We start from the raw sequence: 26,038 nt of genomic DNA on the forward strand, positions 1-26,038 counted from the left end.
GGAAGGGCACTCAAGGACATGGACATCCGTGGTATCGACCACATCGAACTCTACGTAGGCGACGCCCGACAGGCGGCGTTCTGGTTCAGCACCGCCGTCGGTTTCCAGCTCTGCGGGCAGGGTGGCCCGGAGACCGGGCTGACCGGGCAGCGCTCGCTGCTACTTCGGCACGGCGACATCCGGCTGCTGCTCACCTCCGGACTGGACGCCGATCATCCAGCGGCCCGGTACGTGCACCGGCACGGTGACGGGATCGCGGTCGTCGCGGTCGAGGTCGACGACGTCGTGGGCGCGTACGCCGAGCTGTTGGCCCGTGGTGCGACGGGCGTGACGCCACCGACCACCGTCACCGGCGCGGACGCCGAGGTGGTGACCGCCGAGGTGCGGGGCTTCGCCGACGTGCGGCACCGCCTGGTGCAGCGCCGGGGCGACCGGGACGACTTCCTGCCCGGTCTGATCATGCCCGCCCGGTCGACGGCGGACGACGCCGACCCGGTCCTCGTCGAGGTCGACCACCTGGCGGTGTGCGTGCCGCCCGGCGAACTCGACGGGACCGTCCGGCACTTCGAGGAGCTGTTCGGCTTCGCGCAGATCTTCGAGGAGCACGTCGAGGTCGCCGGGCAGGGGATGAACTCGAAGGTGGTGCAGAGCCCGTCCGGCGGCGTCACGGTGGTGCTGCTGGAGCCGGACCGGACCCGCCGGCCCGGGCAGATCGACGCATTCCTCGACCAGCACGCCGGTGGGGGAGTGCAACACCTGGGGCTGCGCACCGACGACATCGTGACGGCCGTGGAGTCCCTCGGGCGGCGCGGGGTGCGGTTCGCCGGGACCCCCGGCGCCTACTACGACACCCTCGAAGCGCGGGTGGGGCGGGTGGACGCGCCCCTGGACCGGCTGCGCGAGCTGGGGGTGCTCGTCGACTCCGACCATGGTGGACAGTTGTTGCAGATCTTCGCCGAGTCGATGCACGTGCGCCGCACACTGTTCCTGGAGCTGATCGAGCGGCGGGGCGCGAGCGGCTTCGGCAGCGGGAACATCAAGGCGCTCTACGAGGCCAAGGAACGCGAACTCGCCACGTTGCAGGGGGTGGGGGCGTGAGCCTGACCGCCGCGGAGCAGGCGTTGCTGCCCTCCGACGAGGACGTGCGGCACTACGCCGAGCACGGCTGGTACCTGTCGAAGAAGCTCTTCACCGACGACGAGGTGGACGCGCTGACCGCCGCCGCGCAGCGCTACTACGACGGCGAGCGGGACCGCCGCCTGCCGGTCCGCCCACCGAAGCTCGCCTACTGGGAGCCGTCGCACGGGCCGGTGCAGCGGCACAACGACTACGTCCACCACGAACACGACGGCCTCGGCGCGATCCTGCGCAAGCCGCTGCTCGGCGCGGTGGCCGCCCGCCTGGCGCAGGCCGACGAGATCCGTGTCTTCCAGTCCACCCTGATCCTCAAGCCACCGATCTCCGGCGAGCCGAGCAACATCGTGCCCTGGCACTTCGACAAGCACTACTGGGCGTCCTCGTCGTCGGAGAAGATGCTCACCGCGTTCATCCCCTTTCACGACTGCGGCCAGGAGATGGGCACCATCACCATGGTCGACGGTTCGCACCTGTGGAAGGAGATCGGCGCGGACGACACCGTGGTGCGGCACTTCGCCGACCGGGACCGCAGCCAGCTGGAGCAGATGCTGGCCGAGAACGCCGCGTACAACGGCGCGGAGATCCGCAAGATCCCGATGGTGATCCCCAGGGGACACGTGAGCTTCCACCACTGCCGCACCTACCACGGCAGCGGCCCCAACGTCAGCCCTCGCCCCCGACAGGCGGTCTCGCTGCACCTGCAGGACGGTGACAACGCCTGGCGGGAGTATCCCCTCTCGGACGGCACGCTCGCCGCGTACAACCACGACGTGCTGGTCCGCCGCACCCACGAGGGACGGCCGGACTACGCGGACCCCGACTACTGCCCGGTCATCTGGCGCGACCGCGCCCAGCAGGGAGGTTGACAATGTCACGGTACGACTGGGGTAGGACGCACCCGGGCATCGAGCGGTTGGAGGCGGCGGTGACCGAGCGTCGCGACGCCGTGGTCAAGCACCCGCTCTACGCCAACCTGGACACCCACGAGGCGCTCGTCACCTTCATGGAGCACCACGTCTTCGCGGTCTGGGACTTCATGTCGCTGTTGAAGTCGTTGCAGCGGCAGCTGACCTGCGTGACCGTGCCGTGGATCCCGACCGGGCCGACCGGCAGCCGCCGGCTCATCAACGACATCGTCATGGTCGAGGAGAGCGACGAGCTGGGCGAGGGCTACATCAGCCACTTCGAGCTGTACGTGCGGGGCATGGCCGAGGCCGGCGCGGACACCACCGCCGTGAACGCCCTCGTCGACCTGCTGCGCGCGGGCCGGCCGGTGACCGAGGCGCTCACCGAGGCCGGGGCGCCGGACGCGTCCGCCCGGTTCGCCGCGACCACCTGGCAGATCATCGAGTCGACCCCGGTGCACTGCCAGGCGGCGGCGTTCGCGTTCGGCCGGGAGGACCTGATCCCCGACATGTTCACCCAGGTCGTCAGCGTCAACGAGCGCAGCAACCGGCTGCACACGTTCGTCGACTACCTGGAACGGCACATCGAGGTCGACGGGGAGCAGCACACCCCGATGGCCATGCAGATGCTCGCCGACCTGTGCGGCGACGACGACGCCAGGTGGCAGGAGTGCGCCGACACGGTCAACACCGCCCTCGCCGCCCGCGCCCGGCTCTGGGACGACATCCTCGCCGCCATCAAGGGCCCCGCGTGAGCGACGCCGACCCGGTCCGGCTCTACCGCACGGTCCGGCTGATCCGCCGGTTCGAGGAGCGGGCGGTGGAGCTGGTCCACGGCGGGCAGATCGCCGGCGGCATCCACCCGTACCTCGGTCAGGAGGGGATCGCCGCCGGTGTCTGCGCCGCCCTGGGCGTCGACGACGTGCTCGCCGGCACCCACCGCGGGCACGGGCACGTCCTGGCCCGGGGCGCGGACCCGGCGCGGATGCTCGCCGAGCTGTGCGGCCGGGTCACCGGCCTCAACGCCGGCCGGGGCGGTTCGATGCACGCCGCCGACCTGAGCATTGGCGTGCTCGGCGCCAACGCGATCGTCGGCGCGTCCGGGGCGATCATCACCGGTGCGGTCTGGGCCCGCCGCCGGCAGGGCCGGGACACCGTCGGGGTGAGCTTCTTCGGCGACGGCGCGGTCAACGAGGGAATGCTGCTGGAGGCGTTCAACCTGGCCGCGCTCTGGCGGGTGCCCGTGCTGTTCGTCTGCGAGAACAACGGCTACGCCACCACCATGCCGGTCAGCGGCGCGGTCGCCGGCAGCATCGCCGGTCGCGCCGCCGCCTTCGACATCCAGGCGGTCGAGGTCGACGGCCAGGACCCCGAGACGGTACGCACCGCCGCCTGCGCCGCCGTCGCGCGCCTGCGCGCCGGCGGCGGCCCCGAGCTGATCGAGGCCCGTACCTACCGCTTCGACGTCCACCACACCTTCGAACACGGGGTACGCCTCGACTACCGGCCGCCCGACGAGGTGTCCCGGGGTCGGTCCCGGGACCCGGTGGAGATCCAGGGCGCACGGCTCACCGACGCCGACCGGGCAGCCGTGGACGCCGAGGTCGAGGCGACCCTCGACGCGGCGGTCGACTTCGCCCTGTCCAGTGCGCATCCCGACCCGGCCGACGCCCTCGCCCACCTGTACGCCAGCGGCCTGACCGTCCGCGCCGGAGGTGGCTGAATGACCGTCCCCACCGGAGGTGGCTGAGATGCCCCGACTGTCGTACCGGCGGGCCTTGACGCGGGCCCTCGCCGACGAGCTGGCCCGCGACGAGACGGTGTTCCTGCTCGGCGAGGACGTCCAGGTCGGCGCGTCGCTGGTCACCACCGGACTCGCCAAGCGGTTCGGCACCGACCGGGTCCGCGACACACCGCTGTCCGAGCAGGCGTTCACCAGCTTCGCCACCGGGGCGGCGCTGGCCGGGCTCCGGCCGGTCATCGAGTTCCAGATCCCGTCGCTGCTGTTCCTCGTCTTCGAGCAGATCGTCAACCACGCGCACAAGTTCCCGCTGATGACCGGCGGGCAGTGCGCCGTCCCGGTCACCTACCTGGTGCCCGGCTCCGGGTCGCGCACCGGCTGGGCCGGGCAGCACTCGGACCACCCGTACAGCCTCTTCGCCCACGTCGGGGTGGTCACCGCCGTACCGGCCACCCCGGCCGACGCGTACGGGCTGCTGGTCACCGCGATCCGGCACGACGACCCGGTGGTCGTGTTCGCGCCGGCCGGTGCGATGGACGTCCGCACCGACGTCGCCGAGTTGGAACCGGTGCCGCTGGGTCGGGGCCGGGTGCACCGGCACGGCGACGACGTCACGGTGGTCGCGGTCGGGCACCTCGTGCACGACGCGCTCGCCGTCGCCGAGGAGCTGGCCGCCGAGGTGTCGGTGGAGGTCTTCGACCCGCGCACCCTCTATCCGTTCGACATCGACGGGCTCACCGACTCGGTGGCGCGTACCGGCCGCCTCGTCGTCCTCGACGACGCCAACCGCTCCTGCGGCATCGCCGCCGAGATCATCGCCTCGGTCGTGGAGCGGGTCCGGCTGCTCGCCCCGCCGCGCCGGGTGACCCGACCCGACGGCGCGGTGCTGCCGTTCGCCCCCGCCCTGGACCGGGCCGTGCAGCCCGGCCGGGAGCAGCTCACCACCGCCATCCGCCTGACCATGAAGGACGGCTCATGATCGACCCGAACTACGCCTGGCCGTCGGCCGACAAGGCCTGGACCGACCTGCCCGAGCCGGCCCGCCGGGCCATGGTGGCCACCGGCGCCGCCGCCTGGGAACGCGTCTTCCACGGCCGCGCCACGTACAACAAGCAGTGGCGGCTGGCCCGGCCCCCGGTGCTGGCCGCCGACGCCTGGCGGGAGCTGAACGACGTCTGCGACCGGCTGGCCCAACTCATCCTGGACGCCTGCCGCCGCCGGGTGGACACCGCCGGTGAGCTGCGTCGGCTGCTCGGCGTCCCGGCGGGGGAGACCCGCCTGTTGGACGAGTCGGAGCCACTGACCGAGGCGCTGCTGGCCGCGTACCGGCCGGATGTGATCTTCACCGACGGCGTGCCGAAGTTCGTCGAGTACAACATCGACAGCAGCCTCGGAGGAGGGTTCGACGCCGACACCGTCATCCAGCGGTTCGCGCAGCTCTACACCGAGCACGGCCTCCTCGACGACCTGCCGCTACGGGCCGCGCCGTCCCTGCTGGACCAGCGGTTCGTGGCGATCCGCGACGAACTCGGCCTGCCCGACGGGGCCCGGCTGGCCCTGTTGATGGACTTCGACGCCGACTACCCGGGCCTGGACGACCCGGAGACGTTCATCCGGATCCTCAGCCCGCTCGCCGACCGGGCCCGGGACTTCGGCATCGACCTGGTCATCGCGCCGCTGTCCACCGCCACCCTGGACACCGACGACCGCCTCGTCGTGGCCGGCGCCCCGGTCGACGCGCTGTTCCGGCTGTTCGTGCCCAACCGGGTCACGCCGACCGCCGGCCTGGACGCGGTGGCCGGCGCACTCGCCGCCGGCACGCTGCTCATGTACGTGTCGACGGCGGCCTGGCTGCTCGGCAACAAGACCACCTTCGCCTGGCTGTGGGAGGACGTCGACACCCTCCCGGCCGACGACCGGACGCTGATCCGCCGACACGTGCCGTACACGGTGCCGTTGACCGTCGCGGTGCTCGACCGGGCGATCGCCGAGCAGGCCTCGCTGGTGGCGAAGCCGGCGGACGGCTCGGCCGGGCACGGCGTGCTGATCGGCCCCGAGTTGAGCCCGTCGGACTGGACCGAGGGACTGCGTGCTGCCGTCGACCGGGGCGGGGCGATCCTGCAGCAGTACCTGCCGGCGGACCGGGTGCCGATGGACTTCGTGCAGATCGAGACCGGCGAGACGGTCACCGCCGACGTCCCGTACTCGCTGGCCCCGTACCTGTTCGGCCGAACGGCCTCCGGCGGCCTGGCGCGGGTCGGCTACCCCGGCGGCGACGGCATCCTCAACCTGGCCCACGGAGTCCTCCTAACCGGAATCCTCCTGCACAACTGACCAGCCCTTCTCCGCGTCGATCATGAAGTTATCGTCCCGACACGCCGATGACGGTGACGATAACTTCATGATCGACGGGGCGACTCGGCCAGGTGGCGGGACAGGGCGCGGAGGGTTTCGGCCGTCGCTATCGCGTCGCTGCGGGCGCTGCCGTGGCGGCCGTCGGTGCTGTAGAGGGTCGCGTCGGCCGTGAGCGGGTGGTCGGTGAGGTGCACGTGGACCGTTCCCAGGCGTGCGGCCAGCCGCCCGGTGTGGGCGGAGAGGCGGCGCATCCGCTCCCCGAGGCCGGCCCGCAGGTGCTCGGGCACGGCCGGGCTGTGCGACACGTCGAACATGCCCACGGTGACCACGTCCGCGCCCGCGTCCCGTAGCGCGCCGATCATCGCGGTCAGCTCGCCGTCGACCGCCTCCGCGTCGTACGCCGGATGAAAGGCGTCGTTGCCGCCGCAGACCACCAGCGCGAGGTCCGGTTCGGCGGCGAGCGCCGGGGCGAGCTGGCCGGCCCGCACCTGGTGCGCGCGCAGACCGCGTCGGCCCAGATTCAGGTACGCCAACTCGGGGCGTACCGCCCGTAGTTCGGCGGCCAACCGGTCGACCCACTGCACGTCCGGGTAGCCTGGCGTCGGCTCGCACATGCCCTCCACGACGCTGTCGCCGAGCGCCACGAACCGTCGCCACGGGTGCGCGCGCAGCAGTTCGGTGGCCTCGCCGGGACGCAGACAGTACGGGTCCGTCGATTCGCTCAGCGTCGATGGCATGCCGGCACGCTAGCCGACCACCGCCTCCTCGGCCAGGCTCACCTCGGCCAGGTACACGCAGGTCCGCTCCTCGTGTGAGGAGTAGTAGCTGACCCACAGCCGGTCGTCGTGCCACACCAGACCGGGGTAGCTGGTGTCGCCGCCGGAGGGCAGCGTGACCAGTTCGGTCAGCGTGCCGCGCTCGGGGTCGACGACGCAGATCGCGGTCCGCACGTCGCCGTCGAGCAGGCGTACCCCGGCGACCAGCCGCCCGTCGGGCAGCCGCCGCAGCGCCGGGCCGCCCACCCGTACGCCCAGGTCGGTCCAGGCCCACTCGCGGTACGGCGGGTGCGCCCGGCCGAGCTGGGCGGTGGCGTCGTCGCCGTCGCGGCGCAGCAGACAGTGCGCGGTGCCGTCCGGGGCGAAGACCAACCCGGACTCGTTGGGGTAGCCGCCCTCGAACAGCGTTGGCACCCACGGCCGCAGGTCGAGCCCGTCCACGCTGCGGTAGAGCCGGGTGAAACGGGGACCCCGGGTGGCGTAGCCGACGCCGTACATGGCGTCGTCGTGCCAGGCGGCCTGCCACACCCACACGTCCGGCTCGCCGACCGGCGTCGGGTCGCCCCAGGCGTGGCCGTCGCCGGAGAGCCAGGCCACCGTCGTGAACGTCCCGGTCCGGGCCGCGGCCAGCAGTTGCAGCCGCCCGTCGGGGCGGGACACGAAGCGTGGGTCACGCAGGTCGACGCCGGCCGTTCGCAGGACCGCCGCGGACCGCCACGCCCGTCCGTCCGTCGAGGTCGACACCCGGATCACGCCGTCGTCGGAGAGGTGGCTGTCGGCCTCGCGGAAGGCACAGAACCAGGTCCCGGCGTGCCGGACGAGGTCGGTGAACGCGCTGTGCGGCGCGCTGTCGCCGATCCGGTGTACGGCGACGACCTCGGCAATGGTGCGGCGGGTGGGTGACGACGTCATGCGCGACGGGCCTCCTGGCGCTGGTGGGCGGGACGTCCCCGGGACGACGGCCGACGGTAGCCGCCGCTGCCGACGTCCGGACGGCCGCGCGGCGAACGGAGGGCGAACTCGTTCGCTGCGGCGTCGACGGTGCCCGCGCCGCCATACCGGACAGACGACCCCGGTGGCCCACCGCTGACGGCTCAGCGGAGGTCGTGCAGCAGTTCGTCGATCACGCGCCGGGAACCGGCGGGGTCGGGACCGTCCAGGGTGATCAGCGCCTTCCACAGGGCCCAGCCGCGCCCGCGCGCCCAGGTGCCGGCGTCGACGTCGAGCGCGTCGCGGTACGCGGCCCGGCTGTCGCCGTGCAGCAGGGTCCAGGCGATCACCGTGTCGCAGGCGGGATCGCCGACGCCGCAGCAGCCGAAGTCGATGACGGCGGCGAGCCGGCCGTCGCGCACCAGCAGGTTGGCGTACGCGACGTCGCCGTGGAACCACACCGGCGGCCCCGCCCAGGTCGCGTCGAGCGCGTCCTGCCAGATGGCGGTGACCGCGTCGACGTCGAGCCGGGCGCGGTGTGTCTCGATCGCCTCCCGGGTCTCGGCGTCGTAGGTGGACAGCGGTCCTCCCCGCCAGAAGCTGTGCGGGCCGGCCGCCGGACCGCCGGTGGCGTCGACGGCGCGTAGAGCCCGCAGGAAGGCAGCGAGATCCGTCGCGAACCGGATCAGGTCGTCGATCCGCTCGGCGCGCGCGGTCTGCCCGTCGATCCAGCGGTACACCGACCAGGGGTACGGGTAGCCCGCCCCCGGTCGGCCCTGGGCCAGCGGCACGGGGATCTCCAGCGGCAGGACCGCGCCGAGCAGCGGCAGCCACCGCTGCTCCTTGGCCACCTGGGCCATGTAGCCCTCACCGCTGGGCAGCCGCACGGTCATCTCGTCGCCCAGGTGGAAGGTGCGGTTGTCCCAGCCGCCCACCTCGACGGGACGGACCGGCAGGTCGGCCCAGCCCGGGAACTGCTCGGCGACCAGTCGGCGGACCAGGTCCACGTCGATGCGCCGGGCCGTCGTCTCGTCGGTGTGCGGCAGGTCGGGTGCGGGTTGTGCGCTCATCCGCCCGAGCCTGCGGGCTCCGCCGACCGGACCGCAACCGATTTGCGTCCAGTGGGGACCGGCCGGGCCAACGCTCGGGACAGGTGTCCGGGCGGTACGGGCCTGGCCCTACCTCAACTACCCCCTTTGCTCTGCTTCAACCGAGGCAACACCGATGCCCCGAAAGTGTTGCGTGGGTTGAAGCAGAGCAAAGGGGGCGCACCAGGTGGTGGCGAGCCGCTGGGCAGCAGGACATCAGGCGGCGGCAGGTGTCGGCCGTGTCGGCGCCTTCGGGCTGGCCCCCGTGGTCACCAGCGAGAAAGCGGTGACGAGCAGGCAGGCCGCCGCCATGAGCAGCAGCGCCGGGGTGAGGCCGAACGCGTCCACCGACCAGCCACCGAGGAGCGCGCCGACCGGCAGGCCGACGAAGGCCAGCGAACCGGCGATGCCGAGCACCCGGGTCTGCAGGTCCGGCGGCACCCGCTCGTAGAGCGCCACCCCGAGCAGCGGGTTGACCGCCGCGATGCCGATCCCGGACAGGAAGGTCACCACGAGCACGATCGGCAGTTCGTCGCTGACCGCCAGGGCGACCAGTCGGGGTGTGCCGGCGACCGTCGCCCCGATCAGGAAGGTCAGCCGGCCGGGCAGCCGGGGCCCGAGCGCGGTGAACGCCACGTTGCCCAGCAGCGCGCCCGCCGAGAACGCCGCCAGCACGAGGCCGAGCCCGCTCGGACCGTGCAGCTCCCGGGCGACCCAGAACGGGATGTAGACGGCCACGCTCGCGTTGGCCACCATGTTCAGCGCCGAGACGACCACCAGCATGCCGAGCAGCGGCCGGTCCCGACCGAGGTAGCCGAAGCCGTCCCGCAGCGCGCGCAGGTAGCCGACCGGCGCGGCGGGCGTCGCCGGGGCGGCCGGCGGGCGAACCAGGAGGCCGATGAGCAGCGCGCAGACCGCGAAGCTGGCCGCGTCGATGAGGATCGCCTGGGTCACCCCGAACGCGGCGATCAGCACACCACCCACGGCCGCGCCGAACAGGGTCACCACGCGGCTCAACCCGTCGTACGCCGAGGTGAGGCGGATCAGGGGTACCCCGGCGGCCTCGGCGACGGGCCGGAACATGACGTGCTTGACCCGGTCCCCGATGCCGCGCAACGCCCCGGCGACCGCGACCAGCGCCACCAGGGGAGCGAAGCCCAGCCACGGGGTGAGCGCGACGACGACCATCGCCAGCGCGCTGCCCGCGTCGCAGAGGATCGACGTCCGACGCAGGCCGATCCGGTCCGCCCAGGGCGTGCCGAGGGCACTGGACAGCAGGTACGGCAGGGTCTCGGCGAACGCGACCAGACCCATCTTGGTCGGGCTGCCGGTGGTGACCAGCACCAGCCAGGGGATGGTCACCACCGAGATGCGGGTGCCCAGGTTGGAGATCAGGTCCGCACCGACCAGGACGACCAACTGCCGGCGGGGGTTCACGCCCCGACCGCCGCCGCCCGCCGCGCCGCGTACCCGGCGCGCAACGCCCGCTTGTCGACCTTGACCGACCGGGTCACCGGCAACCGGTCGACGAACTCCACCCCGACCGGCGCCCACATCTCGTTCAGCTCGGCGGTCACCAGGTCGATCAGCTCCGCCGCGGTGACCGTCGCGTCCGGCGCGGGCACCACGTACGCGTACGGGGCCTCGCCGACCTCGTCGTCCGGCACGCCGATCACGGCGGCCGCCCGTACCTGCGGGTGCCCGGCCAGCACGTCCTCGATGGGGCGGCAGAAGATCGCCCAGTTCCGTCGGTGCGTGACGATCATGTCGTGCGCCCGGTCGACCAGGTAGAGGTAGCCGTCCTCGTCGAGGTGGCCGATGTCGCGGGTACGGACCCAGCCGTCGACGAGCGTCTGCGCGGTCAGCTCGGGCTGCCCGTGGTAGCCGGCGAAGCTCAGCCGGCTCCGCACCCACACCTCGCCGTCGTGGCCCGGCGGGAGCACCACGCCGTCGTCGTCCCGGATCTCGATCCGTACGTCGCCGTAGGGCCGCCCGCAGGAGCGCAGCCGCTCCGGGTGCTCCGGGTCGTCGGTCAGCCCGGGCAGCGCGGTGATCACGACGGCCTCGCTGAGGCCGTACACGATGCGCAGCACCGGGCCGAACCGCGCGATGGCCTGGCGCAGCCGGGCGGGCGCGGCAGGCCCGGCGCCCACGTTGAACATGAACATGGCCGAGAAGTCGGCGCCCACCAGCGCCGGATGGTCCAGCAACTCGTAGAGCATCGGCGGGGTCACGAAGGTGGAGTTGATCCGCTCCCGCTGCACGGTGGCCACGAACGCCGTCGGGTCCCAGTCGTCGCGCAGGAACAGCACGCCGCCGGTGAACAGGTTGAACAGGGTGGTGATCTGGCCGCTGGCCAGCCACATGGGCGAGTGCGACAGGTGCCGCAGCAGCGGAAACCCGGCGGCACGGAAGTCGGCCGCGAGGGTGAGGATCTGGGCGTAGAAGCTCTCGGTGTGGTGCACCAGCTTCGGCGCTCCGGTGGTGCCGCTGGTCTGTAGGAACGACTCCGGGGCGGGGACCGTCGCCGGCAGCGGCACCGCGCCCGCCGGGTCCGCCGTGAGGTCCGGGCCGGCGCCGCCGGGGCCCAGGCAGAGCACCGGTACGCCGGGCAGCGCGGCGGCCAGCTCCGGTCCCAGGCTGGCCGGGTCGCGGGCGTCGTAGACCAGGGCGTCGGGGCGGGCCAGCCGGACGAACTCGTCGACCTCCCGGCGGGCGGTCACCGGGGCGACCCACATCGTCCGGCAGCCGAGCAGGTGCAGCGCGAGCTGGAGCAGCGGACCCTCCACGGCGTTGGCCATGGTGACCAGCACCGCCGCGCCGGGTCGTACGCCGTGCCGAGTCAGCGTCGCGGCCATCGCGCGGACCCGCGCGGCGGCCTCGGTGTAGGTCAGGCGGTGACCACCGCCGACCAGCGCCTCCCGATCGCCGAACTCGGCGAACAGGTCCAGTGCCCTGTCCACATAGGTCGCATGCCCGGGTCCGTCAGTCATCCGGCAAACCCCCATCGCAGGAAAGCGGCGGTCTCCGGGTCGGTTTCCCGGCGACGTCGCGGGCGGTGGGCGCGCAGTCGGCGACCGCACCGCCGCCGCCTGCGAGCCTAGGCCCGCGTGGGCGCGGCGGGACCGGGCCGAAGGGCGAAACCGCAGGCCCGGCGGACATTTGATCGCGTCGATCAGTTGATTGACGCCCGTCATCGGCGGCGGCTAGGTTTCTGGACCATCGTCCAGCGGGAGCCGTCAGCGGACGGCCCTGGGCTGCCACACGATGGAGGTTCAATGTCGACCCCGAAGAGATGGCATGTCGTCACCGCCCTCGCGGCGTTACTGGTCACCGCAACACCCGCCGTCGTCGCCACCGCCGGCGGATCGGCCACCGTCGCCGGCCGCCCGGACCGGGGCGAGTGGGCGGGCAGTTGGGCCGCGGCGGTCACCCGGGGCAACTCGGTCGGCCTGACCAACACCGGCCTGAACGACCAGAGCGTCCGGATGGTCGTGCACGTCTCGGTGGGTGGCCCGGCGCTGCGGGTACGGCTGAGCAACCTCTACGGCGAGCAGGCGGTCCGGGTGGGACGCGCCACCGTGGCCCGGCCGAACACGGCGACCGCCGACGACGTCTCCGACATCGACCCGGCCTCGCTGCGCCCGCTGACCTTCACCGGCGCGGCCTCGGCGACCATGAACCGGGGCGCCGAGCTGCTCAGCGATCCGCTGAGCTTCGCCGTCGCGGACGACAGCGACCTGGTGATCACCCTGCACTTCCCGACGCCGACCGGGCCGACCACCTTCCACGGGCAGTCCCAGCAGACGAACTTCATCGGCGCGGGCGACCTCACCGGGGCGGCGGACGGCGCCGGTTTCACCATCCGACCGAACTGCTGCTGGTTCTTCCTGTCCGGCGTCGACGTGCAGCGCAAGGGCACCCCCGGCGCGCTGGTGGTGCTCGGCGACTCCATCGGCGACGGCAACGGCAGCACCGTCAACGCCAATCGGCGCTGGCCCGACCTGCTCGCCGACCGGCTGCTCGCCGACCGGCCCGACAAGCGCACCCCGGGCGTGCTCAACCTGAGCCTGGCCGGCAACCGCCTCAACCACGAGGGCACCGAGCCGGGTGCCGGCGACTACCCCGGCTACTTCCAGCTCGGCCCGAACGCGGCGGCCCGCCTCAACGAGGACGTCTTCCCCCAGACCGGGGTGCGGACCGTCGTCACCCACCTGGGCATCAACGACATCTGGATGTCCAACGACTCGTCCGAGGCCATCATCGCGACCCTGCGGCAGATCAACCAGCAGCTCCAGCAGCGCGGGCTGACCAGCCTGGTGGCCACCCTCACGCCGTACGAGGGGCACGGCGCGCCGGGTGTGTGGACGCCGGAGAAGGAGGCCACCCGGCAGGCCGTGAACGCGTACCTGCGCGGCAGCCGGGAGTTCGACGGGCTGCTCGACTTCGACCGGGTGCTGCGGGACCCGGCCAGGCCCAGCCAGTTGCTGCCCGCGTACGACTCGGGGGACCACATCCACCCGAACGACGCCGGCAACAAGGCGATGGCCGACGCCGTGCCGTTACGGCTGCTCGGCCTGTGACACCGCCGGGGGCGGCGGGCCACCCCGCCGCCCCCGGAGCACCGACATCCTGGGGAGGAGTACGTCGTGACGGTGCAGGACCTGCTCACCGGCCTCTACAGCGAAGAGGGCCGGCAGAATCCGTACCCGTGGTATGCCCGCCTGCACCGGCTCGGGCCGGTCAGCGCGGTGCCGCCGCGTGCCGAGCACCGCACCGTGGCGGCGGTGGCGGTCGGCTACGACCTGATCGATCAGATGCTGCGCGATCCACGGTGGACCAAACAGCCGCCGCCCGGCTGGGAGGAGCACGAGATCCTGCGCACCTTCCAGACCTCGATGATGTTCATCAACCCGCCCGACCACACCCGGATGCGCCACGTCTTCTCGCGTACCTTCACCCCGCGCCGGCTCGGGGCCCTGGAGCCGGTGATCCTGCGTGTGGTCGACGAGCTGCTGGACAAGATGGCGGACGCCGGTGACAGCGTCGTCGACTTCGTGGCCGACTTCGCGTACCCCATTCCGGCGCTGGTGATGGCCGAGTTCATCGGCATCCCGGCGGGGGAGTTGCCCTGGTACCGGGAGCGGGTGGAGCGCATCGACGAGTTCCTGGACGTCGCCGGGAAGACCCCGCAGCGCCTCGCCGCCGCGAACACCGCCGCTCAGGAGCTGCGGGTGTTCTACCGGGAGCTGCTGGCCCACCGCCGTCGTACGCCCGGCGAGGACCTGATCAGCGCCCTGGTCGAGGCGGTCGGCGCGGGCGAGGTGGAGCTGACCGAGGAGGAGCTGATCAGCAATCTGATCGTTCTCTTCAACGCCAGCTTCGTCACCACCGTCTACATGTTCAGCAACGGCCTGCCGCTGCTGCTGGCCCACCCGGGCGCGGTCGCGGCGCTGCCCACCGACGACGCCCTCGCCGTCGGGTGCGTCGACGAGGTGCTGCGCCTGCAGAGCCCGGTGCACTTCCTCGCCCGGGCGGCGCCGGAGGACACCGCGCTGGCCGGGGTGCCGGTCGCCGAGGGCGACAACGTGCTCATCATCATCGGCGCGGCCAACCGGGACCCGGCGCGGTTCCCCGACCCGGACGTCTTCGACCCCACCCGTACCGGCCCGTCGTCCCTGGCCTTCGGGGTGGGCCTGCACTTCTGCCTGGGCGCGGCGGTGTCCCGGCTGGAGGGACGCCTCGCGCTGCCCCGCCTGTTCGTCCGGTTCCCCCAGCTCACGGTCACCGAGACCCCGACGTACAGCGGCAGCCTCTTCCTGCGCGGCATCGACAAGTTGCTGGTCAGCACCGGCGGATAGGAGATCAGCATGGCCCTGCACCCGGAGGTGGCGGCCTACCGCGCCGCCCGCGCCGCGGCGGGCACACCGCCGCTGTACACGCAGACCCTCGCCGAGGCGCGCGCCGCCGACCTGGCCGCGATCCGCGCCGGCGGCGGCGCGGTCGAGCAGGTCGCCGAGGTACGCGACGAGCACGTCCCCGGTCCGGACGGTGACCTGCCCATCCGGGTGTACCGGCCGGCCGGGTCGGGTCCGCTGCCCACCCTGCTGTACTTCTTCGGCGGCGGCTGGACCCTCGGCAGCATCGACACCGCCGACGGGATCTGCCGTCGACTGGCCAACGCGGTGCCCTGCCAGGTGGTGACCGTCGGCTACCGGCTCGCCCCGGAGCACCCCTTCCCGGCCGCCGTGCACGACTGCCACGCCGCGACCGTCTGGATCGCCGAGAACGCCGACCGGTTCGGTGTGGACCCGTCGCGGCTGGCGGTGGGCGGGGACAGCGCGGGTGGGAACCTCGCCGCCGCGGTGAGCCTGCTCTGCCGGGCGGACGGGCCGACGCTCGCCGGGCAACTGCTGGTCTACCCGAACACCGACATCGGCGGCGAGCCGTCCGGCCCGGTCGACGACGACCCGACCCTGTTCAACCGTCACTCGGTGGCCTGGTACCGCACGCACTACCTCACCGACGAGGCGCAGGCGCGGGACCCGCTGGCGTCGCCGCTGCGCGCCGACGACCTGTCCGGCCTGCCGGCGGCCCTGGTGATCACCGCCGAGCTGGATCCGCTCTGCGCCGAGGGTCAGCGCTACGCCGAGCGACTCAGCGCCGCCGGGGTGCCCGCCCGCGTCGACCACTACCCGGGCATGATCCACGGGTTCTTCGCCATGCCCGGCGTGTTCACCGACGGCCGGCGCGCACAGGACAGCGCCGCCGCGTTCCTGCGGGACCGCTTCGGGCTGCCAACGGATCGGGAGGCGACGCCGGTCGGACCGGAGGGCACGGCGGTCCGCGGTGGTTGAGCGGGTGCTGGCCGACCGGCCGGTGACGTTCGCCGAGTACGGGGAACGGGCGCGGGAGGTGCTGGCCCCGGACGTGTGGGACTACGTCGCGGGCGGTGGCGCGGCCGAGGTGACCCTCGCCGCCAACCGGACCGCGCTGGACCGGGTCGCCGTGCTGCCCCGGGTGCTGCGCGGCCCGGATGTGGTGGACACCGGCGCACGGCTGCTCGGTGAGTCGTACGCGCTGCCGGTCGGGGTGGCGCCGATGGCCTACCAGCGGCTCGTGCACCCGGACGGCGAGGCCGGCCTCGCGGCGGCGGCCGGCGCGGCCGGCGTGCCGTTCGTGGCGAGCACGCTGAGCAGCACGCCGATCGAACAGATCACCGCGACCGGCGCCCACGTCTGGTTCCAGCTCTACTGGCTGCGCGAGCGGGCTCTGGTCCGCGATCTGCTGGCCCGGATCGTGACGGCGGGCTGCCGTGCCCTGGTCGTCACCGTGGACGTCCCGGTGCTCGGCCGACGCCCCCGCGACCTGCGCAACGCGTTCCGGCTGCCGGTCGACGTGGTCGCCGCGAACCTGCCGTACGGCCGGGACACCCTCGCCCACACCGGCGTCCCCGGTGAATCGGCGATCGCCGCGCACACCGACGCCTCGTTCGAGTCGGCCCTGCGCTGGGCGGACCTGGCGTGGCTGCGCGAGCACGTCGACCTGCCGCTGGTCGTCAAGGGGGTGCTGGACCCCCGTGACGCGGTCGAGGCGGTCCGGATCGGTGCGGACGCGGTGGTGGTGTCGAATCACGGAGGCCGGCAGTTGGACGGCGCCCCGGCCAGCGTCACCATGTTGCCGGAGGTCGTCGACGCGGTCGGCGACGGGTGTCAGGTGCTGCTGGACAGCGGCATCCGGGGCGGCACCGACGTGCTGCGGGCGCTGGCACTGGGCGCGGCGGGCGTCCTGGTCGGCCGGCCACTGCTCTGGGCGTTGGCCGTCGGGGGGCGGTGCGGCGCGCAGGAGGCGTTGGCGCTGCTCGCCGCCGAGGTGCGGGACGCGCTCACCCTCGCGGGCTGCGCCGACCCGGCCGCGGCGGCCGGGCTGCGGACCCTGCGGACGGACTGAGCCGGTGGACGGCACCGAACCGGCCGACCTCGCCGTCGCCGATCTGCACCCCGCGCTCGGTGACCCGGCGCTGACCTCGATGAACTTCCTCAACGAGGTTTCCGAACGGTATCCGGAGGCGGTGTCGCTCGCCGCCGGCCGCCCGTACGAGGAGTTCCTGGACGTCGCCGCGGTGCACCGGCACCTGGACACGTTCCACCGGCACCTCGTCGACGAGCGGGGGCACTCGCCCGAGCAGGCGCGCCGGCTGCTGTTGCAGTACGGCCGGACCAAGGGCATCGTGCACCACCTCGTCGCCCGCAACCTCGCCCTCGACGAGGGGATCACGGTCGACCCGGAGGCCGTGGTGGTGACCGTCGGCTGCCAGGAGGCCATGTTCCTGGTGCTGCGGGCGTTGCGGACCGGCCCGACGGACGTGCTGCTGGCGGTCGCGCCGACCTACGTCGGGCTGACCGGTGCAGCCCGACTGGTGGACCTGCCGGTGTGGCCGGTCGCCGACGGACCCTCCGGAGTGGACCTCGCGGACCTGCGGGCCCAGGTCCACCGGGCCCGGGAGGCGGGCCTGCGGCCCCGTGCCTGCTACGTGATGCCGGACTTCGCCAACCCGTCCGGGGCCAGCATCGACGTGCCCGACCGGCAGCGGCTGCTGGCGCTGGCCGCCGAGGAGGACCTGCTGCTGCTGGAGGACAACCCGTACGGGCTGTTCGCCGTCGCCGACGGGCCGCGTCCGCCCACCCTGAAGGCGCTGGACACCGATCGGCGGGTGGTCTACCTCGGCTCCTTCGCCAAGACGGTGCTGCCCGGGGCGCGGGTCGGCTACGTGGTCGCCGACCAGCGGGTGGCCGGCCCGGACGGCCGGGTCGGGCCGCTCGCCGACCAGCTCGCCATGATCAAGAGCATGGTCACCGTGAACACCTCACCGCTCGCGCAGGCGGTGATCGGTGGGCGGCTGTTGGAGCACGGGTGCAGCCTGGTGCCGGCGAACACCCGGGAGCGGGCCGCGTACGCCCGCAACCTGCGCCACCTGGTGGCCGGCCTGGCCCGGCGTTTCGCGGACCGGCCGCAGGTGCGCTGGACGGTGCCGGCCGGCGGGTTCTTCGTGGTGGTGACCGTGCCGTTCGTCGTCGACGACGTGTTGCTGGACATCTCGGGGCGGGACTACGGCGTGCTGTGGACGCCGATGGCGCACTTCTACGACGACACCGCGCCGGTGCGCGCGCTGCGGCTGTCGGTCAGCGCGGTGACGCCGGAGCAGATCGACGTCGGGTTGGATCGACTCGCCGCCCTCGTCCGCGACGTGCTCCTGGATGGACGGTCATAATGGGCCGCATGGTTGCCTGGGAGTACGCCCTGCTCGTTCGTCGCTATCAGGGACAGGGTCGCAATTTCACCGTCTCGTTCGTCTGGTACGGCCCGGACGGGTCCCGTAAGGACATCACCGCCTACGGCGACACGGCCATCGCGCACCTCAACCGCGCCGGCCGCGAGGGCTGGGAGCTGGTGTCGGCGGCCGAGGACGTCAACAACGTCCAGGGCAGCACCGAGGTCCACCGCTACCACCTCAAACGCCCCCTGAACTAACCCCGCCCCCCATCCGCGTCGATCATGAAGTTGTGGTGGTGGACAACTGTCGCCACCCGCCCCGAACCGGGCACCACAACTCCATGATCGACGCGAACCTACGCGCGGGCGACCGGTCAGGTCAGGTCGACGGCGGGGTAGAGCGGGTGCGGGGCCAGCAGGTCGGCGGCCTGGCGGGAGATCTTGTCGGCCAGGTCGGCGTCGAGCGTGTACTTCGCCTTCGACGGGGTGCCGTCGGCGTTCGCGCCGGCCGTGGTCTGGGTCAGCACGGTGTGGATCAGCTCGGCCGTCTGGTCCATCTCGGCGGTGCCCAGCCCACGGGTGGTCAGCGCCGGGGTGCCGATCCGGATGCCGGAGGTGTACCAGGCGCCGTTCGGGTCCTGCGGCACCGAGTTGCGGTTGGTGACGATGCCCGAGTCGAGCAGGGCCTGCTCGGCCTGCCGACCGGTGAGCCCGTACCCGGACACGTCGATCAGCACGAGGTGGTTGTCGGTGCCGCCGGTGACGAGCTTCGCGCCCCGCCGCAGCAGCCCTTCGGCGAGGGCCTGCGAGTTGTCCACGATCCGCTGGGCGTAGTCGGCGAACTCGGGGCGGCGGGCCTCGGCCAGGGCGACCGCCTTGGCGGCCATCACGTGCGGCAGCGGACCGCCGAGCACCATCGGGCAGCCCCGGTCCACCTGGTCGGCCAGCTCCGGCTGGCAGAGCACCATGCCGCCGCGCGGGCCGCGCAGCGACTTGTGGGTGGTGGTGGTGACGATGTGCGCGTGCGGTACCGGGTCGAAGTCGCCGGTGAACACCTTGCCGGCCACCAGGCCGGCGAAGTGGGCCATGTCGACCATGAAGGTCGCGCCGACCGAGTCGGCGATCTCCCGCAGGATCCGGAAGTTCACCTTCCGGGGGTACGCCGAGTAGCCGCCCACCAGGATCAGCGGCTTGAACTCACGGGCCGCCTCGGCCACCCGGTCGTAGTCGATCAGGCCGGTCTCCGGGTCGGTGCCGTAGCTGCGCTGGTCGAACATCTTGCCGGAGATGTTCGGCCGGAAGCCGTGGGTGAGGTGGCCGCCGGCGTCCAGCGACATACCGAGCATCCGCTGGTTGCCCAGCTCGCGGCGCAGCGCGAACCAGTCCGCCTCGGTGAGGTCGTTGACCTGGCGTACCTGGGCCTTGCGCAGGGCGGGGGACTCCACCCGGTCGGCCAGGATCGCCCAGAAGGCGACCAGGTTGGCGTCGATGCCAGAGTGCGGCTGCACGTACGCGTGCGCTGCCCCGAACAGCTCGCGGGCGTGCTCGGCGGCGAGCGCCTCGACGGTGTCGACGTTCTGGCAGCCGGCGTAGAAGCGGCGGCCGACGGTGCCCTCGGCGTACTTGTCGCTGAACCAGTTGCCCATGGCCAGCAACGTCGCCGGGGAGGCGTAGTTCTCGCTGGCGATGAGCTTGAGCGACTCCCGCTGGTCGGTCAGCTCGGCGCCGATGGCGTCGGCCACCCGCGGCTCGACAGCCCGGATCACCTCGAGGGCGCTCCGGAATGCGGTGGACTCGGCGTTGCGCGACATGCGACCTCCTACGAACGTGCGGAAGGCCCAGGCGCTCGGCAAACGTCCTCGTGACGGGGCCGCTCCCCGATGGTTCTCCATCCCAACGCGCCAGTAACGGCCCGCGCCGATCCTACCGGGCCGGCCCCGGCCGGCCCGGCCGACCTCCCGACGGGTGGTTGAACCGACCCCACCCGGGCATGGGATCAGGGGGCGTCGCGCCGGCACGGGCGCGATGGTCCCGTCCACGAGAGGAGTCGACTCCCATGACCACACCGACCACCGGCCGGCCGTTCGCACTGGTGACCGGGGCGTCCAGCGGAATCGGTTACGAGCTGGCCGGGCAGTTCGCCGCGCACGGCTTCGACCTGGTCGTCGCCGCCGAGGACGACGGCATCACCGCGGCCGCCGACAAGCTGCGCCGCGACGGCGGCGCCGAGATCCATCCGGTACGCGTCGACCTCTCCACCGAGCAGGGCGTCGAGGAACTGGCCAGCGCCGTCGCCGCTACCGGGCGCCCCCTGGACGCGCTGGCGCTCAACGCCGGCCGGGGCGCCGGCGGCGCGTTCGTCGGCGGTACCGACCTGCGCGACGAGCTGGAGATCGTCGACCTCAACGTACGCTCGACGGTGCACCTGGCCAAGCGGCTGCTGCCGGGCATGGTCGAGCGGGGCGCGGGCCGGGTGCTGTTCACCTCGTCCATCGCCTCGACGATGCCGGGCCCGTTCCAGGCGGTCTACAACGCGTCGAAGTCGTTCGTACAGTCCTTCGCCGAGGCGCTGCGCAACGAGCTGAAGGACACCGGCGTCACGGTGACCGCGCTCATGCCCGGGCCGACCGACACGGCCTTCTTCGACCGGGCCGAGATGCGGGACACCCGGGTGGGTTCCGGCAAGAAGGACGACCCGGCCGAGGTCGCGGCGCAGGGCTTCGCGGCGATGATGAAGGGTGACCAGACCGTCACGGCGGGTTCGCTGATCAACAAGGTGCAGACGGCCGCCGGGAAGATCATCCCGGACAAGCTCAAGTCCGAGCAGCACCGCCGGATGGCCGAGCCGGGCTCGGGCGACTGACCCCCGGAACCGACGAAGGGCCCGGCGATGTGCCGGGCCCTCTCGGTGCGTACGCCCCGCCTCAGGCGGTCACCGCGTCGAGCGCCTTCTTGATCGCCTTGGGCTGGGTGGGGGTACGCGGCGCGTCCGCGCGCAACGCGATCATCTTCTCGCCGATCTCCTGGAGCTGCTTACGGCCCAACGCCTCGCGGACCTTGGGGAACCACTCCTGCTCTTCCTCCTCCACGTGGTGCGTGACGTTCTCGATCAGCACCGTCGTCTTGGCGACGAAGCGCTCGTCGTCGGCGTCCATGCTGGCCAGTTCGGCGCAGAGCACGTCAGCCACGTGGTGCTCCTCGTACGACTCGAGGATGTCGTCCTCGAGGTCGGGCAGGAGCCGACGGACCTCGGGGTACATCACCTCGTTCTCCAGGTAGGTGTGCACCGTCAGGGCTTCCAGGATCTGGTTGACCAGCTTCTGCCGCTGGGCCGCCGGCCCCTCCTCGGCGTCCTGGAAGGCCTTGAACAGACGGCGCATCTCCTTGTGGTCCTCTTTGAGCAGGACGATGGCATCGGTCGACACCGGTGTGCCCCCTTGGTCGGTAGCTCGGCTGGTGTCGATCCGGTACCCCGAGCCGGAGTGGCGAAACAGCCGAATCCGGCTCACATCGCCTGGTCAGACGGTGGCCAGGGTGCGCGGGATCTCGTCGAGCAGTTCCCGCGCCAGGAAACCGATCCGCCCGTACCGGGGAATCAACCGCTGGCCGCTCACGGCGTGCGCGAACGCACCCCAACAGGCGGCCTGCGCCGGGTCGGCGCCCCGGGACAGCAGCCCGGCCAGCAGGCCCGCGAGCACGTCCCCGCTGCCGGACGTCCCGAGGCCGGCGTCGCCGCTCTCCTCCCGCCACCCGCGCCCGTCCGGGGCGGCCACGTGCCCGTAGAGCGAGACCACGGCGTCGTACCGGTGCGCCAGTTCGGCGGCCTCCGCGCTCAGGTCGTCACCGGGGTCACGGCCCAGCAGGTGGCCGGCCTCGGTGACGTTGGGGGTGAGCACCACCGGGCGACCGGAGCCGACCAGCAGCTTCGGCTCGTGGCTGAGCGCGCCCAGCGCGTACGCGTCCAGGACCAGCGGGGTGTGCGGCCCGGCCGCTTCCAGGACGAGGTCGAGCAGTCGGCCGGTCTCGTCGATGCCGGTCAACCCCGGACCCAGGGCCACCACGTCGGCCGCGGTGACCAACTCGCCGAGCTGGCCGGCCCGGTCGGCGGCGACCGCGCCGTCGGACGTCTCCGGCAGCCCCACCACCAGTGCCTCGGGCACCTGGATGCTCAGCGTCGCGGCGGTCGACTCGGCGAGGGCGAGCTGCAGCACCCCGGCGCCGGCGCGCAGCGCGGCCACCCCGGCGAGCAGGACCGCCCCGGGGGTGAAGCGGGAGCCGCCGATCACCAGTACGGTGCCCCGGCTCTCCTTGCCCCCGGCCGGCACCGGCAGCGCCCAGTCCCGCAGCAACGCCGGCGTGATCACCTGCACCTCAGACCGGTTCGGCATGGATCTCGTCCTCCCTGGTCGCCTCGGCGCCCTGCCGGTGCAGGTGGCCGACCTCGTTGAAACCGCCCAGCCGCAGCCGGCCCTGCCCGTCGGCCGACCAGTCGGTGACCGAGCAGTTGGCGATGACGTGTTCGCGGGTCAACGCCATCAGCTCCGGCTCGGTCAACCCCTCGATGAGGTAGCGCAGCAGGAAGACCAGCGCGTCGTGGCCGAACAGCAGGACCCGCTGGCCCTCGTGGTCGCGGCGCAGGTCACCGAGGAGCGTCCGCAGGCGCAGCGCCACGTCGGTCCAGGCCTCACCGCCGGGCGGCCGGTAGTAGAACTTGCCCAGCCGGTCACGGCGCTCCGCCTCGTCGGGAAAACGGCGGCGCACCCCGTGCCCGGTCAGTCCGTCCAGGATGCCCAGCTCCCGGTCCCGCAGCCGCTCGTCGCGGCTCACCGGCACTCCGGTGCCGTGCAGCGCCAGCTCGGCCGTGGACACCGCCCGCAGGTACGGCGACACCACCGCGACGTCCGGCCGTCGGTCCTCGGGCAGACCCGCGAGCCAGCGTCCGGTCGCCCGCGCCTGCTCCTCGCCGGTGTCCGAGAGCGGTACGTCGGCGTCGCGGTGGCTCAGCGCGATCACGTCCGCGCCGGTCTCCTCGGCCCGGGTGGCCGCCACGTTCGCGGTGCTCTCCCCGTGCCGGATGATCCAGAGCGTCGCCAGTTCCGCCATGCCGACCCCCTACCCGGGCGCGGCACGGGGTAACCGTGCCGCGCCGGGTCGGGCGTCGACTCAGCCGCGCCGTTGCAGCAGGGCCACGGTCAGCCCGGTCACGTGCGTGACGCGGACCACCTCGTACCGCTCGGCGAGCGCGGCGGCCTGCTTCTTCGGCAGGCCGGTCAGCGGCGCGTCGGTGACGGTGGGCAGCAGCACCCACACCCGCGGCTCGTCCCGCAGACAGCGGGCCGGCGTGGGGCAGTCCGCGCCGAACAACTCGTCGCGCTGGGCGGCCGACCGCTGCTGGAAGACGTTGCGCGGCGAGATGTCGGCGGGGAGGTAGTAGCGCACCCCGGGCTCGTGCATCCACCACCACGGTCCACCCGCGACCAGGCCGTCACCGGGCTGGTAGCCGGCCTCGATGACCCGCGCCGCCTGCGAGTAGGACAGCGGCGCGAACGCGCGCTTCTGTGGGTACGTGTACCAGCCGTGCGAGTACTCGCCGCGCAGCGCGAGCTGACCGGGCACGCTGAGGGCGGCCAGCGCCACCACCCCCACCGCGACCAGTGGCGCGCGGCGCAACGCGGCGACGGCACCGCCGGCGAGCACCGCCCATGCCGGCACCAGGAAGAGCAGGTACTTGGAGAAGAAGTAGTTGATGTCGCCGGTGGAGGCCACCAGGATCACCGGCAGCGGCAGCGCGGCGATCACCGCGGCGGCGGCCGTCCGGGCGGCCGCGTCGCGGCGCAGGTGGGTCAGCACCCCGACCACGGCCAGCGCGGTGATCGCGGCGGCGAGCAGCACCGAGCCGAAGACCTGTTCCCAGACCGTCCACGGCGCGCTGTCCGGGATCCAGCTGATCTGCCGTCCCGCCTGCTTCATACCGCGCAGGATCACCGGGGCGGCGATGCCCACCCCGGCGGCGGTGGCGAGCGCGAACCAGGCCAGCGACCACCAGCGGCGCTCCCGCCAGGAGTGGATGAGGACGGCCACCCCGTGCCCGAGCAGCAGCGTGAGCGCCACCACGTTCACCAGGCCGATGCCCGCCACGGCGAGCGCGTACGCGATCCAGCGCAGCCATCCCGGGCGCTCCAGCGCCCGCAGCAGGAACAGCGTGGCCGCCGCCGCGGCGAGAACCACGAAGGCGTACGACCGGGTCTCCTGCCCGAAGCGGGTGACGGTGGGCACGAGGGCGAAGACGAACCCGGCGGCGACACCCGCCGTCCGGTCGAAGATCCGGCGTCCGACCAGCGCTACGCACGTGGTCGCCAGGACCATCGCCAGCGCCGACGGCAGCCGTACGACGGCCGGGCCGGTGCCGAACAGGCTCGTCCAGACGTGCATGAAGAGGTAGTAGGCCCCGTGCACGGCGTCGACGTTCGCCAGCATCCCCAGGATCTGCCCGGTCGAGCGGGTCGCCACGTCGACGGTGACCAGCTCGTCGTGCCACATCTCCGGGCTGCCGAGACGCCAGCCGACCGCGAGGGCCGCGAACGCCGTGGGCCAGAACCAGACACTGAGCACGAGTCGGCGGGCGAGGGGGAGTCGCCGTTCCTCCGACCCGGTGGCGGGCGGGGGCGGCCCCGCGTCGGTAGGCGCGGGAGGCGCGTCCGTGGTGACGGCGCGGTCTGGCATCGGCGTCCGATCGGGGCGAGCGGGGAGTGGGCGCGACGATGATAGCCGTCGGCGTGGTCGCCGGAGGACCCGTCGTCCGGTCACCGCCGGTGGTGGCGCGGCGAGCCCCGGGGCCGGATCGCCGGTACTGGATTCGGACGCCATGCCTGATAATGTGGCCCGCGCCCGTCGCGCACATCCACCACGCAGAGTAAGGCCCGGGGAACCGATGATTGTCGACATCATGTTGCCGTACTACGGGAGTGTGCCGCTCATGCAGGCGGCGGTGCGCAGCGTGATGGCACAGAGTGATCCGGGCTGGCGTCTGACGGTGGTCGACGACGGCACCGAGCCGGGCGTGCCGGAGTGGTTCGCGCAGATCACCGACGAGCGGGTCCGCTACCAGCGCAACGAGCGCAACCTCGGCATCACCGGCAACTACCGCAAGTGCGTCGGCCTCGCCGAGCACGAGTACCTGGTGATGATGGGCACGGACGACATCATGCACCCCAACTACGTCGCGACCGTGCGATCGGTGATCGAGCAGTACCCGGGCGTCGGGATGGTGCAGCCGGGGGTCGAGATCATCGACGCCGAGGGCACCGTGGTCAACACCATCGTCGACGAGGCGAAGCGTCGCCTCTACGCCCCGCGCGTGGAGTCCCGGACGCTGATGGGTGGCGAGGACCTGGCGGCCAGCCTGCTGCGCGGCTGCTGGTTCTACTTCCCGTCGATCTGCTGGCGGACGGACGCCCTGAAGGCTGTCGACTTCCGCGAGGAGTTCCAGGTCATCCAGGACCTCGCACTGGTGATCGACCTGATCCAACGCGGCGAGCAGATGGCCATCGACACCACCCTGTGCTTCCAGTACCGGCGGCACGCGGTGAGCAAGTCCGCCGCCGACGCGATCACCGGCACCCGGTTCACCGAGGCGCGGGCGTACTTCGTGCAGGTCGCCCGGCGGATGGACGAGCAGGGCTGGCCTCGGGCGGCACGGGCGGCCCGTCGCTACATGTCGTCCCGGCTGCACGCCATCACGCTGCTGCCGACGGCCGTCCTCGCCGGCCGGATGACCGGTGTGAAGAGCCTGTCGCGGCACGCGTTCGGGCCGGGCCGTTGAGCGACCACAGC

24 protein-coding genes and 1 riboswitch are annotated in these 26,038 nt (G+C 72.7%); of the genes, 14 read left to right on the forward strand and 10 right to left on the reverse strand.

The window, feature by feature from the left end; all coding sequences use genetic code 11:
* Positions 1 to 18: 18 nt before the first annotated feature.
* Genes hppD through ACN269_RS03280 form a run of 6 tightly spaced genes read left to right on the forward strand, consistent with a single transcriptional unit; the run spans position 19 to position 6,117 of the window.
* Complete coding sequence (gene hppD, locus ACN269_RS03255; protein ID WP_421470938.1) at positions 19 to 1,098, forward strand: 4-hydroxyphenylpyruvate dioxygenase; 1,080 nt, start codon at positions 19 to 21, stop codon at positions 1,096 to 1,098.
* Positions 1,095 to 2,003, forward strand: coding sequence for a phytanoyl-CoA dioxygenase family protein (locus ACN269_RS03260; RefSeq protein ID WP_421470939.1), 909 nt, complete (start codon positions 1,095 to 1,097; stop codon positions 2,001 to 2,003). Before hppD ends, ACN269_RS03260 begins: the two co-directional genes overlap by 4 nt.
* Positions 2,004 to 2,005: 2 nt before the next feature.
* The gene (locus tag ACN269_RS03265) at positions 2,006 to 2,797 is read left to right on the forward strand and encodes a DUF3050 domain-containing protein (RefSeq protein WP_421470940.1); all 792 of its coding nucleotides are present in this window, start codon (positions 2,006 to 2,008) and stop codon (positions 2,795 to 2,797) included.
* Complete coding sequence (locus ACN269_RS03270) at positions 2,794 to 3,765, forward strand: thiamine pyrophosphate-dependent dehydrogenase E1 component subunit alpha (RefSeq protein ID WP_421470941.1); 972 nt, start codon at positions 2,794 to 2,796, stop codon at positions 3,763 to 3,765. Before ACN269_RS03265 ends, ACN269_RS03270 begins: the two co-directional genes overlap by 4 nt.
* 28 nt (positions 3,766 to 3,793) lie before the next feature.
* Positions 3,794 to 4,762, forward strand: a complete 969-nt coding sequence (locus ACN269_RS03275) for an alpha-ketoacid dehydrogenase subunit beta (RefSeq protein WP_421470942.1) — start codon at positions 3,794 to 3,796, stop codon at positions 4,760 to 4,762.
* On the forward strand, positions 4,759 to 6,117 hold the full coding sequence (locus ACN269_RS03280; RefSeq protein ID WP_421470943.1) for a hypothetical protein: 1,359 nt from the start codon (positions 4,759 to 4,761) through the stop codon (positions 6,115 to 6,117). The genes ACN269_RS03275 and ACN269_RS03280 overlap by 4 nt, the downstream gene beginning before the upstream one ends.
* Before the next feature lie 65 nt (positions 6,118 to 6,182).
* Here ACN269_RS03280 and ACN269_RS03285 read toward each other — a convergent pair whose 3' ends face one another.
* The 5 genes from ACN269_RS03285 to ACN269_RS03305 form a co-directional block, all read right to left on the reverse strand.
* A complete protein-coding gene (locus ACN269_RS03285) occupies positions 6,183 to 6,875 on the reverse strand; it encodes an SGNH/GDSL hydrolase family protein (protein WP_421470944.1) in 693 nt (230 codons plus the stop codon).
* A 9-nt stretch (positions 6,876 to 6,884) separates the two neighbouring features.
* Entirely contained in the window at positions 6,885 to 7,826 is a 942-nt protein-coding gene (locus ACN269_RS03290) for an exo-alpha-sialidase (protein WP_421470945.1), read from the reverse strand.
* 182 nt (positions 7,827 to 8,008) lie between these two features.
* Positions 8,009 to 8,914, reverse strand: a complete 906-nt coding sequence (locus tag ACN269_RS03295) for an aminoglycoside phosphotransferase family protein (RefSeq protein WP_421470946.1) — start codon at positions 8,912 to 8,914, stop codon at positions 8,009 to 8,011.
* A gap of 234 nt (positions 8,915 to 9,148) precedes the next feature.
* Positions 9,149 to 10,369, reverse strand: a complete 1,221-nt coding sequence (locus ACN269_RS03300; protein WP_421470947.1) for an MFS transporter — start codon at positions 10,367 to 10,369, stop codon at positions 9,149 to 9,151.
* Positions 10,366 to 11,925: an AMP-binding protein gene (locus tag ACN269_RS03305; RefSeq protein ID WP_421470948.1), complete on the reverse strand. Its 1,560-nt coding sequence runs from the start codon at positions 11,923 to 11,925 to the stop codon at positions 10,366 to 10,368. The genes ACN269_RS03300 and ACN269_RS03305 overlap by 4 nt, the downstream gene beginning before the upstream one ends.
* Before the next feature lie 285 nt (positions 11,926 to 12,210).
* On the opposite strand from ACN269_RS03305, the gene ACN269_RS03310 reads away from it, so the two are divergent.
* From ACN269_RS03310 to ACN269_RS03335, 6 genes are all read left to right on the forward strand, one after another.
* On the forward strand, positions 12,211 to 13,515 hold the full coding sequence (locus ACN269_RS03310) for an SGNH/GDSL hydrolase family protein (protein WP_421470949.1): 1,305 nt from the start codon (positions 12,211 to 12,213) through the stop codon (positions 13,513 to 13,515).
* A 66-nt stretch (positions 13,516 to 13,581) separates the two neighbouring features.
* Entirely contained in the window at positions 13,582 to 14,793 is a 1,212-nt protein-coding gene (locus ACN269_RS03315; protein WP_421470950.1) for a cytochrome P450, read from the forward strand.
* A 9-nt stretch (positions 14,794 to 14,802) separates the two neighbouring features.
* Entirely contained in the window at positions 14,803 to 15,789 is a 987-nt protein-coding gene (locus ACN269_RS03320) for an alpha/beta hydrolase (protein WP_421470951.1), read from the forward strand.
* Complete coding sequence (locus ACN269_RS03325) at positions 15,782 to 16,882, forward strand: alpha-hydroxy acid oxidase (protein WP_421470952.1); 1,101 nt, start codon at positions 15,782 to 15,784, stop codon at positions 16,880 to 16,882. The genes ACN269_RS03320 and ACN269_RS03325 overlap by 8 nt, the downstream gene beginning before the upstream one ends.
* Before the next feature lie 4 nt (positions 16,883 to 16,886).
* The gene (locus ACN269_RS03330; RefSeq protein ID WP_421470953.1) at positions 16,887 to 18,203 is read left to right on the forward strand and encodes an aminotransferase class I/II-fold pyridoxal phosphate-dependent enzyme; all 1,317 of its coding nucleotides are present in this window, start codon (positions 16,887 to 16,889) and stop codon (positions 18,201 to 18,203) included.
* On the forward strand, positions 18,203 to 18,463 hold the full coding sequence (locus ACN269_RS03335; protein WP_007460594.1) for a hypothetical protein: 261 nt from the start codon (positions 18,203 to 18,205) through the stop codon (positions 18,461 to 18,463). The genes ACN269_RS03330 and ACN269_RS03335 overlap by 1 nt, the downstream gene beginning before the upstream one ends.
* Positions 18,464 to 18,579: 116 nt before the next feature.
* Here the strand turns inward: ACN269_RS03335 and ACN269_RS03340 are convergent, their stop codons facing one another.
* Entirely contained in the window at positions 18,580 to 20,016 is a 1,437-nt protein-coding gene (locus tag ACN269_RS03340; RefSeq protein WP_421470954.1) for a glycine hydroxymethyltransferase, read from the reverse strand.
* Between the two features lie 18 nt (positions 20,017 to 20,034).
* Positions 20,035 to 20,124: riboswitch (ZMP/ZTP riboswitch) on the reverse strand.
* A 137-nt stretch (positions 20,125 to 20,261) separates the two neighbouring features.
* Here ACN269_RS03340 and ACN269_RS03345 point away from each other — a divergent pair.
* Positions 20,262 to 21,068: an SDR family NAD(P)-dependent oxidoreductase gene (locus tag ACN269_RS03345; RefSeq protein WP_421470955.1), complete on the forward strand. Its 807-nt coding sequence runs from the start codon at positions 20,262 to 20,264 to the stop codon at positions 21,066 to 21,068.
* 61 nt (positions 21,069 to 21,129) lie between these two features.
* On the opposite strand, the gene ACN269_RS03350 is transcribed toward ACN269_RS03345, so the two are convergent.
* From ACN269_RS03350 to ACN269_RS03365, 4 genes are all read right to left on the reverse strand, one after another.
* The gene (locus tag ACN269_RS03350; RefSeq protein ID WP_421470956.1) at positions 21,130 to 21,630 is read right to left on the reverse strand and encodes a hemerythrin domain-containing protein; all 501 of its coding nucleotides are present in this window, start codon (positions 21,628 to 21,630) and stop codon (positions 21,130 to 21,132) included.
* Between the two features lie 93 nt (positions 21,631 to 21,723).
* Entirely contained in the window at positions 21,724 to 22,593 is an 870-nt protein-coding gene (locus ACN269_RS03355; protein ID WP_421470957.1) for an NAD(P)H-hydrate dehydratase, read from the reverse strand.
* Positions 22,577 to 23,308: a histidine phosphatase family protein gene (locus tag ACN269_RS03360; RefSeq protein WP_421470958.1), complete on the reverse strand. Its 732-nt coding sequence runs from the start codon at positions 23,306 to 23,308 to the stop codon at positions 22,577 to 22,579. Before ACN269_RS03360 ends, ACN269_RS03355 begins: the two co-directional genes overlap by 17 nt.
* A gap of 60 nt (positions 23,309 to 23,368) precedes the next feature.
* Positions 23,369 to 24,928: a glycosyltransferase family 39 protein gene (locus ACN269_RS03365; protein ID WP_421470959.1), complete on the reverse strand. Its 1,560-nt coding sequence runs from the start codon at positions 24,926 to 24,928 to the stop codon at positions 23,369 to 23,371.
* A gap of 208 nt (positions 24,929 to 25,136) precedes the next feature.
* On the opposite strand from ACN269_RS03365, the gene ACN269_RS03370 reads away from it, so the two are divergent.
* Positions 25,137 to 26,027, forward strand: a complete 891-nt coding sequence (locus ACN269_RS03370; protein WP_421470960.1) for a glycosyltransferase family 2 protein — start codon at positions 25,137 to 25,139, stop codon at positions 26,025 to 26,027.
* The last annotated feature ends 11 nt before the right edge of the window (positions 26,028 to 26,038 follow it).

Origin of the sequence: Micromonospora sp. WMMD736, assembly GCF_049179015.1 — a bacterium.
In the GTDB taxonomy this organism is placed as follows: domain Bacteria; phylum Actinomycetota; class Actinomycetes; order Mycobacteriales; family Micromonosporaceae; genus Micromonospora.

Coding starts and splice junctions, on each gene's coding strand:
- ACN269_RS03285 (WP_421470944.1), bottom strand. CDS start 6,875: ATGCCATCGACGCTGAGCGAATCGACGGACCCGTACTGTCTGCGTCCC.
- ACN269_RS03345 (WP_421470955.1), top strand. CDS start 20,262: ATGACCACACCGACCACCGGCCGGCCGTTCGCACTGGTGACCGGGGCG.
- ACN269_RS03265 (WP_421470940.1), top strand. CDS start 2,006: ATGTCACGGTACGACTGGGGTAGGACGCACCCGGGCATCGAGCGGTTG.
- ACN269_RS03335 (WP_007460594.1), top strand. CDS start 18,203: ATGGGCCGCATGGTTGCCTGGGAGTACGCCCTGCTCGTTCGTCGCTAT.
- ACN269_RS03365 (WP_421470959.1), bottom strand. CDS start 24,928: ATGCCAGACCGCGCCGTCACCACGGACGCGCCTCCCGCGCCTACCGAC.
- ACN269_RS03280 (WP_421470943.1), top strand. CDS start 4,759: ATGATCGACCCGAACTACGCCTGGCCGTCGGCCGACAAGGCCTGGACC.
- ACN269_RS03275 (WP_421470942.1), top strand. CDS start 3,794: ATGCCCCGACTGTCGTACCGGCGGGCCTTGACGCGGGCCCTCGCCGAC.
- ACN269_RS03310 (WP_421470949.1), top strand. CDS start 12,211: ATGTCGACCCCGAAGAGATGGCATGTCGTCACCGCCCTCGCGGCGTTA.
- hppD (WP_421470938.1), top strand. CDS start 19: ATGGACATCCGTGGTATCGACCACATCGAACTCTACGTAGGCGACGCC.
- ACN269_RS03305 (WP_421470948.1), bottom strand. CDS start 11,925: ATGACTGACGGACCCGGGCATGCGACCTATGTGGACAGGGCACTGGAC.
- ACN269_RS03355 (WP_421470957.1), bottom strand. CDS start 22,593: ATGCCGAACCGGTCTGAGGTGCAGGTGATCACGCCGGCGTTGCTGCGG.
- ACN269_RS03370 (WP_421470960.1), top strand. CDS start 25,137: ATGATTGTCGACATCATGTTGCCGTACTACGGGAGTGTGCCGCTCATG.
- ACN269_RS03320 (WP_421470951.1), top strand. CDS start 14,803: ATGGCCCTGCACCCGGAGGTGGCGGCCTACCGCGCCGCCCGCGCCGCG.
- ACN269_RS03295 (WP_421470946.1), bottom strand. CDS start 8,914: ATGAGCGCACAACCCGCACCCGACCTGCCGCACACCGACGAGACGACG.
- ACN269_RS03290 (WP_421470945.1), bottom strand. CDS start 7,826: ATGACGTCGTCACCCACCCGCCGCACCATTGCCGAGGTCGTCGCCGTA.
- ACN269_RS03340 (WP_421470954.1), bottom strand. CDS start 20,016: ATGTCGCGCAACGCCGAGTCCACCGCATTCCGGAGCGCCCTCGAGGTG.
- ACN269_RS03360 (WP_421470958.1), bottom strand. CDS start 23,308: ATGGCGGAACTGGCGACGCTCTGGATCATCCGGCACGGGGAGAGCACC.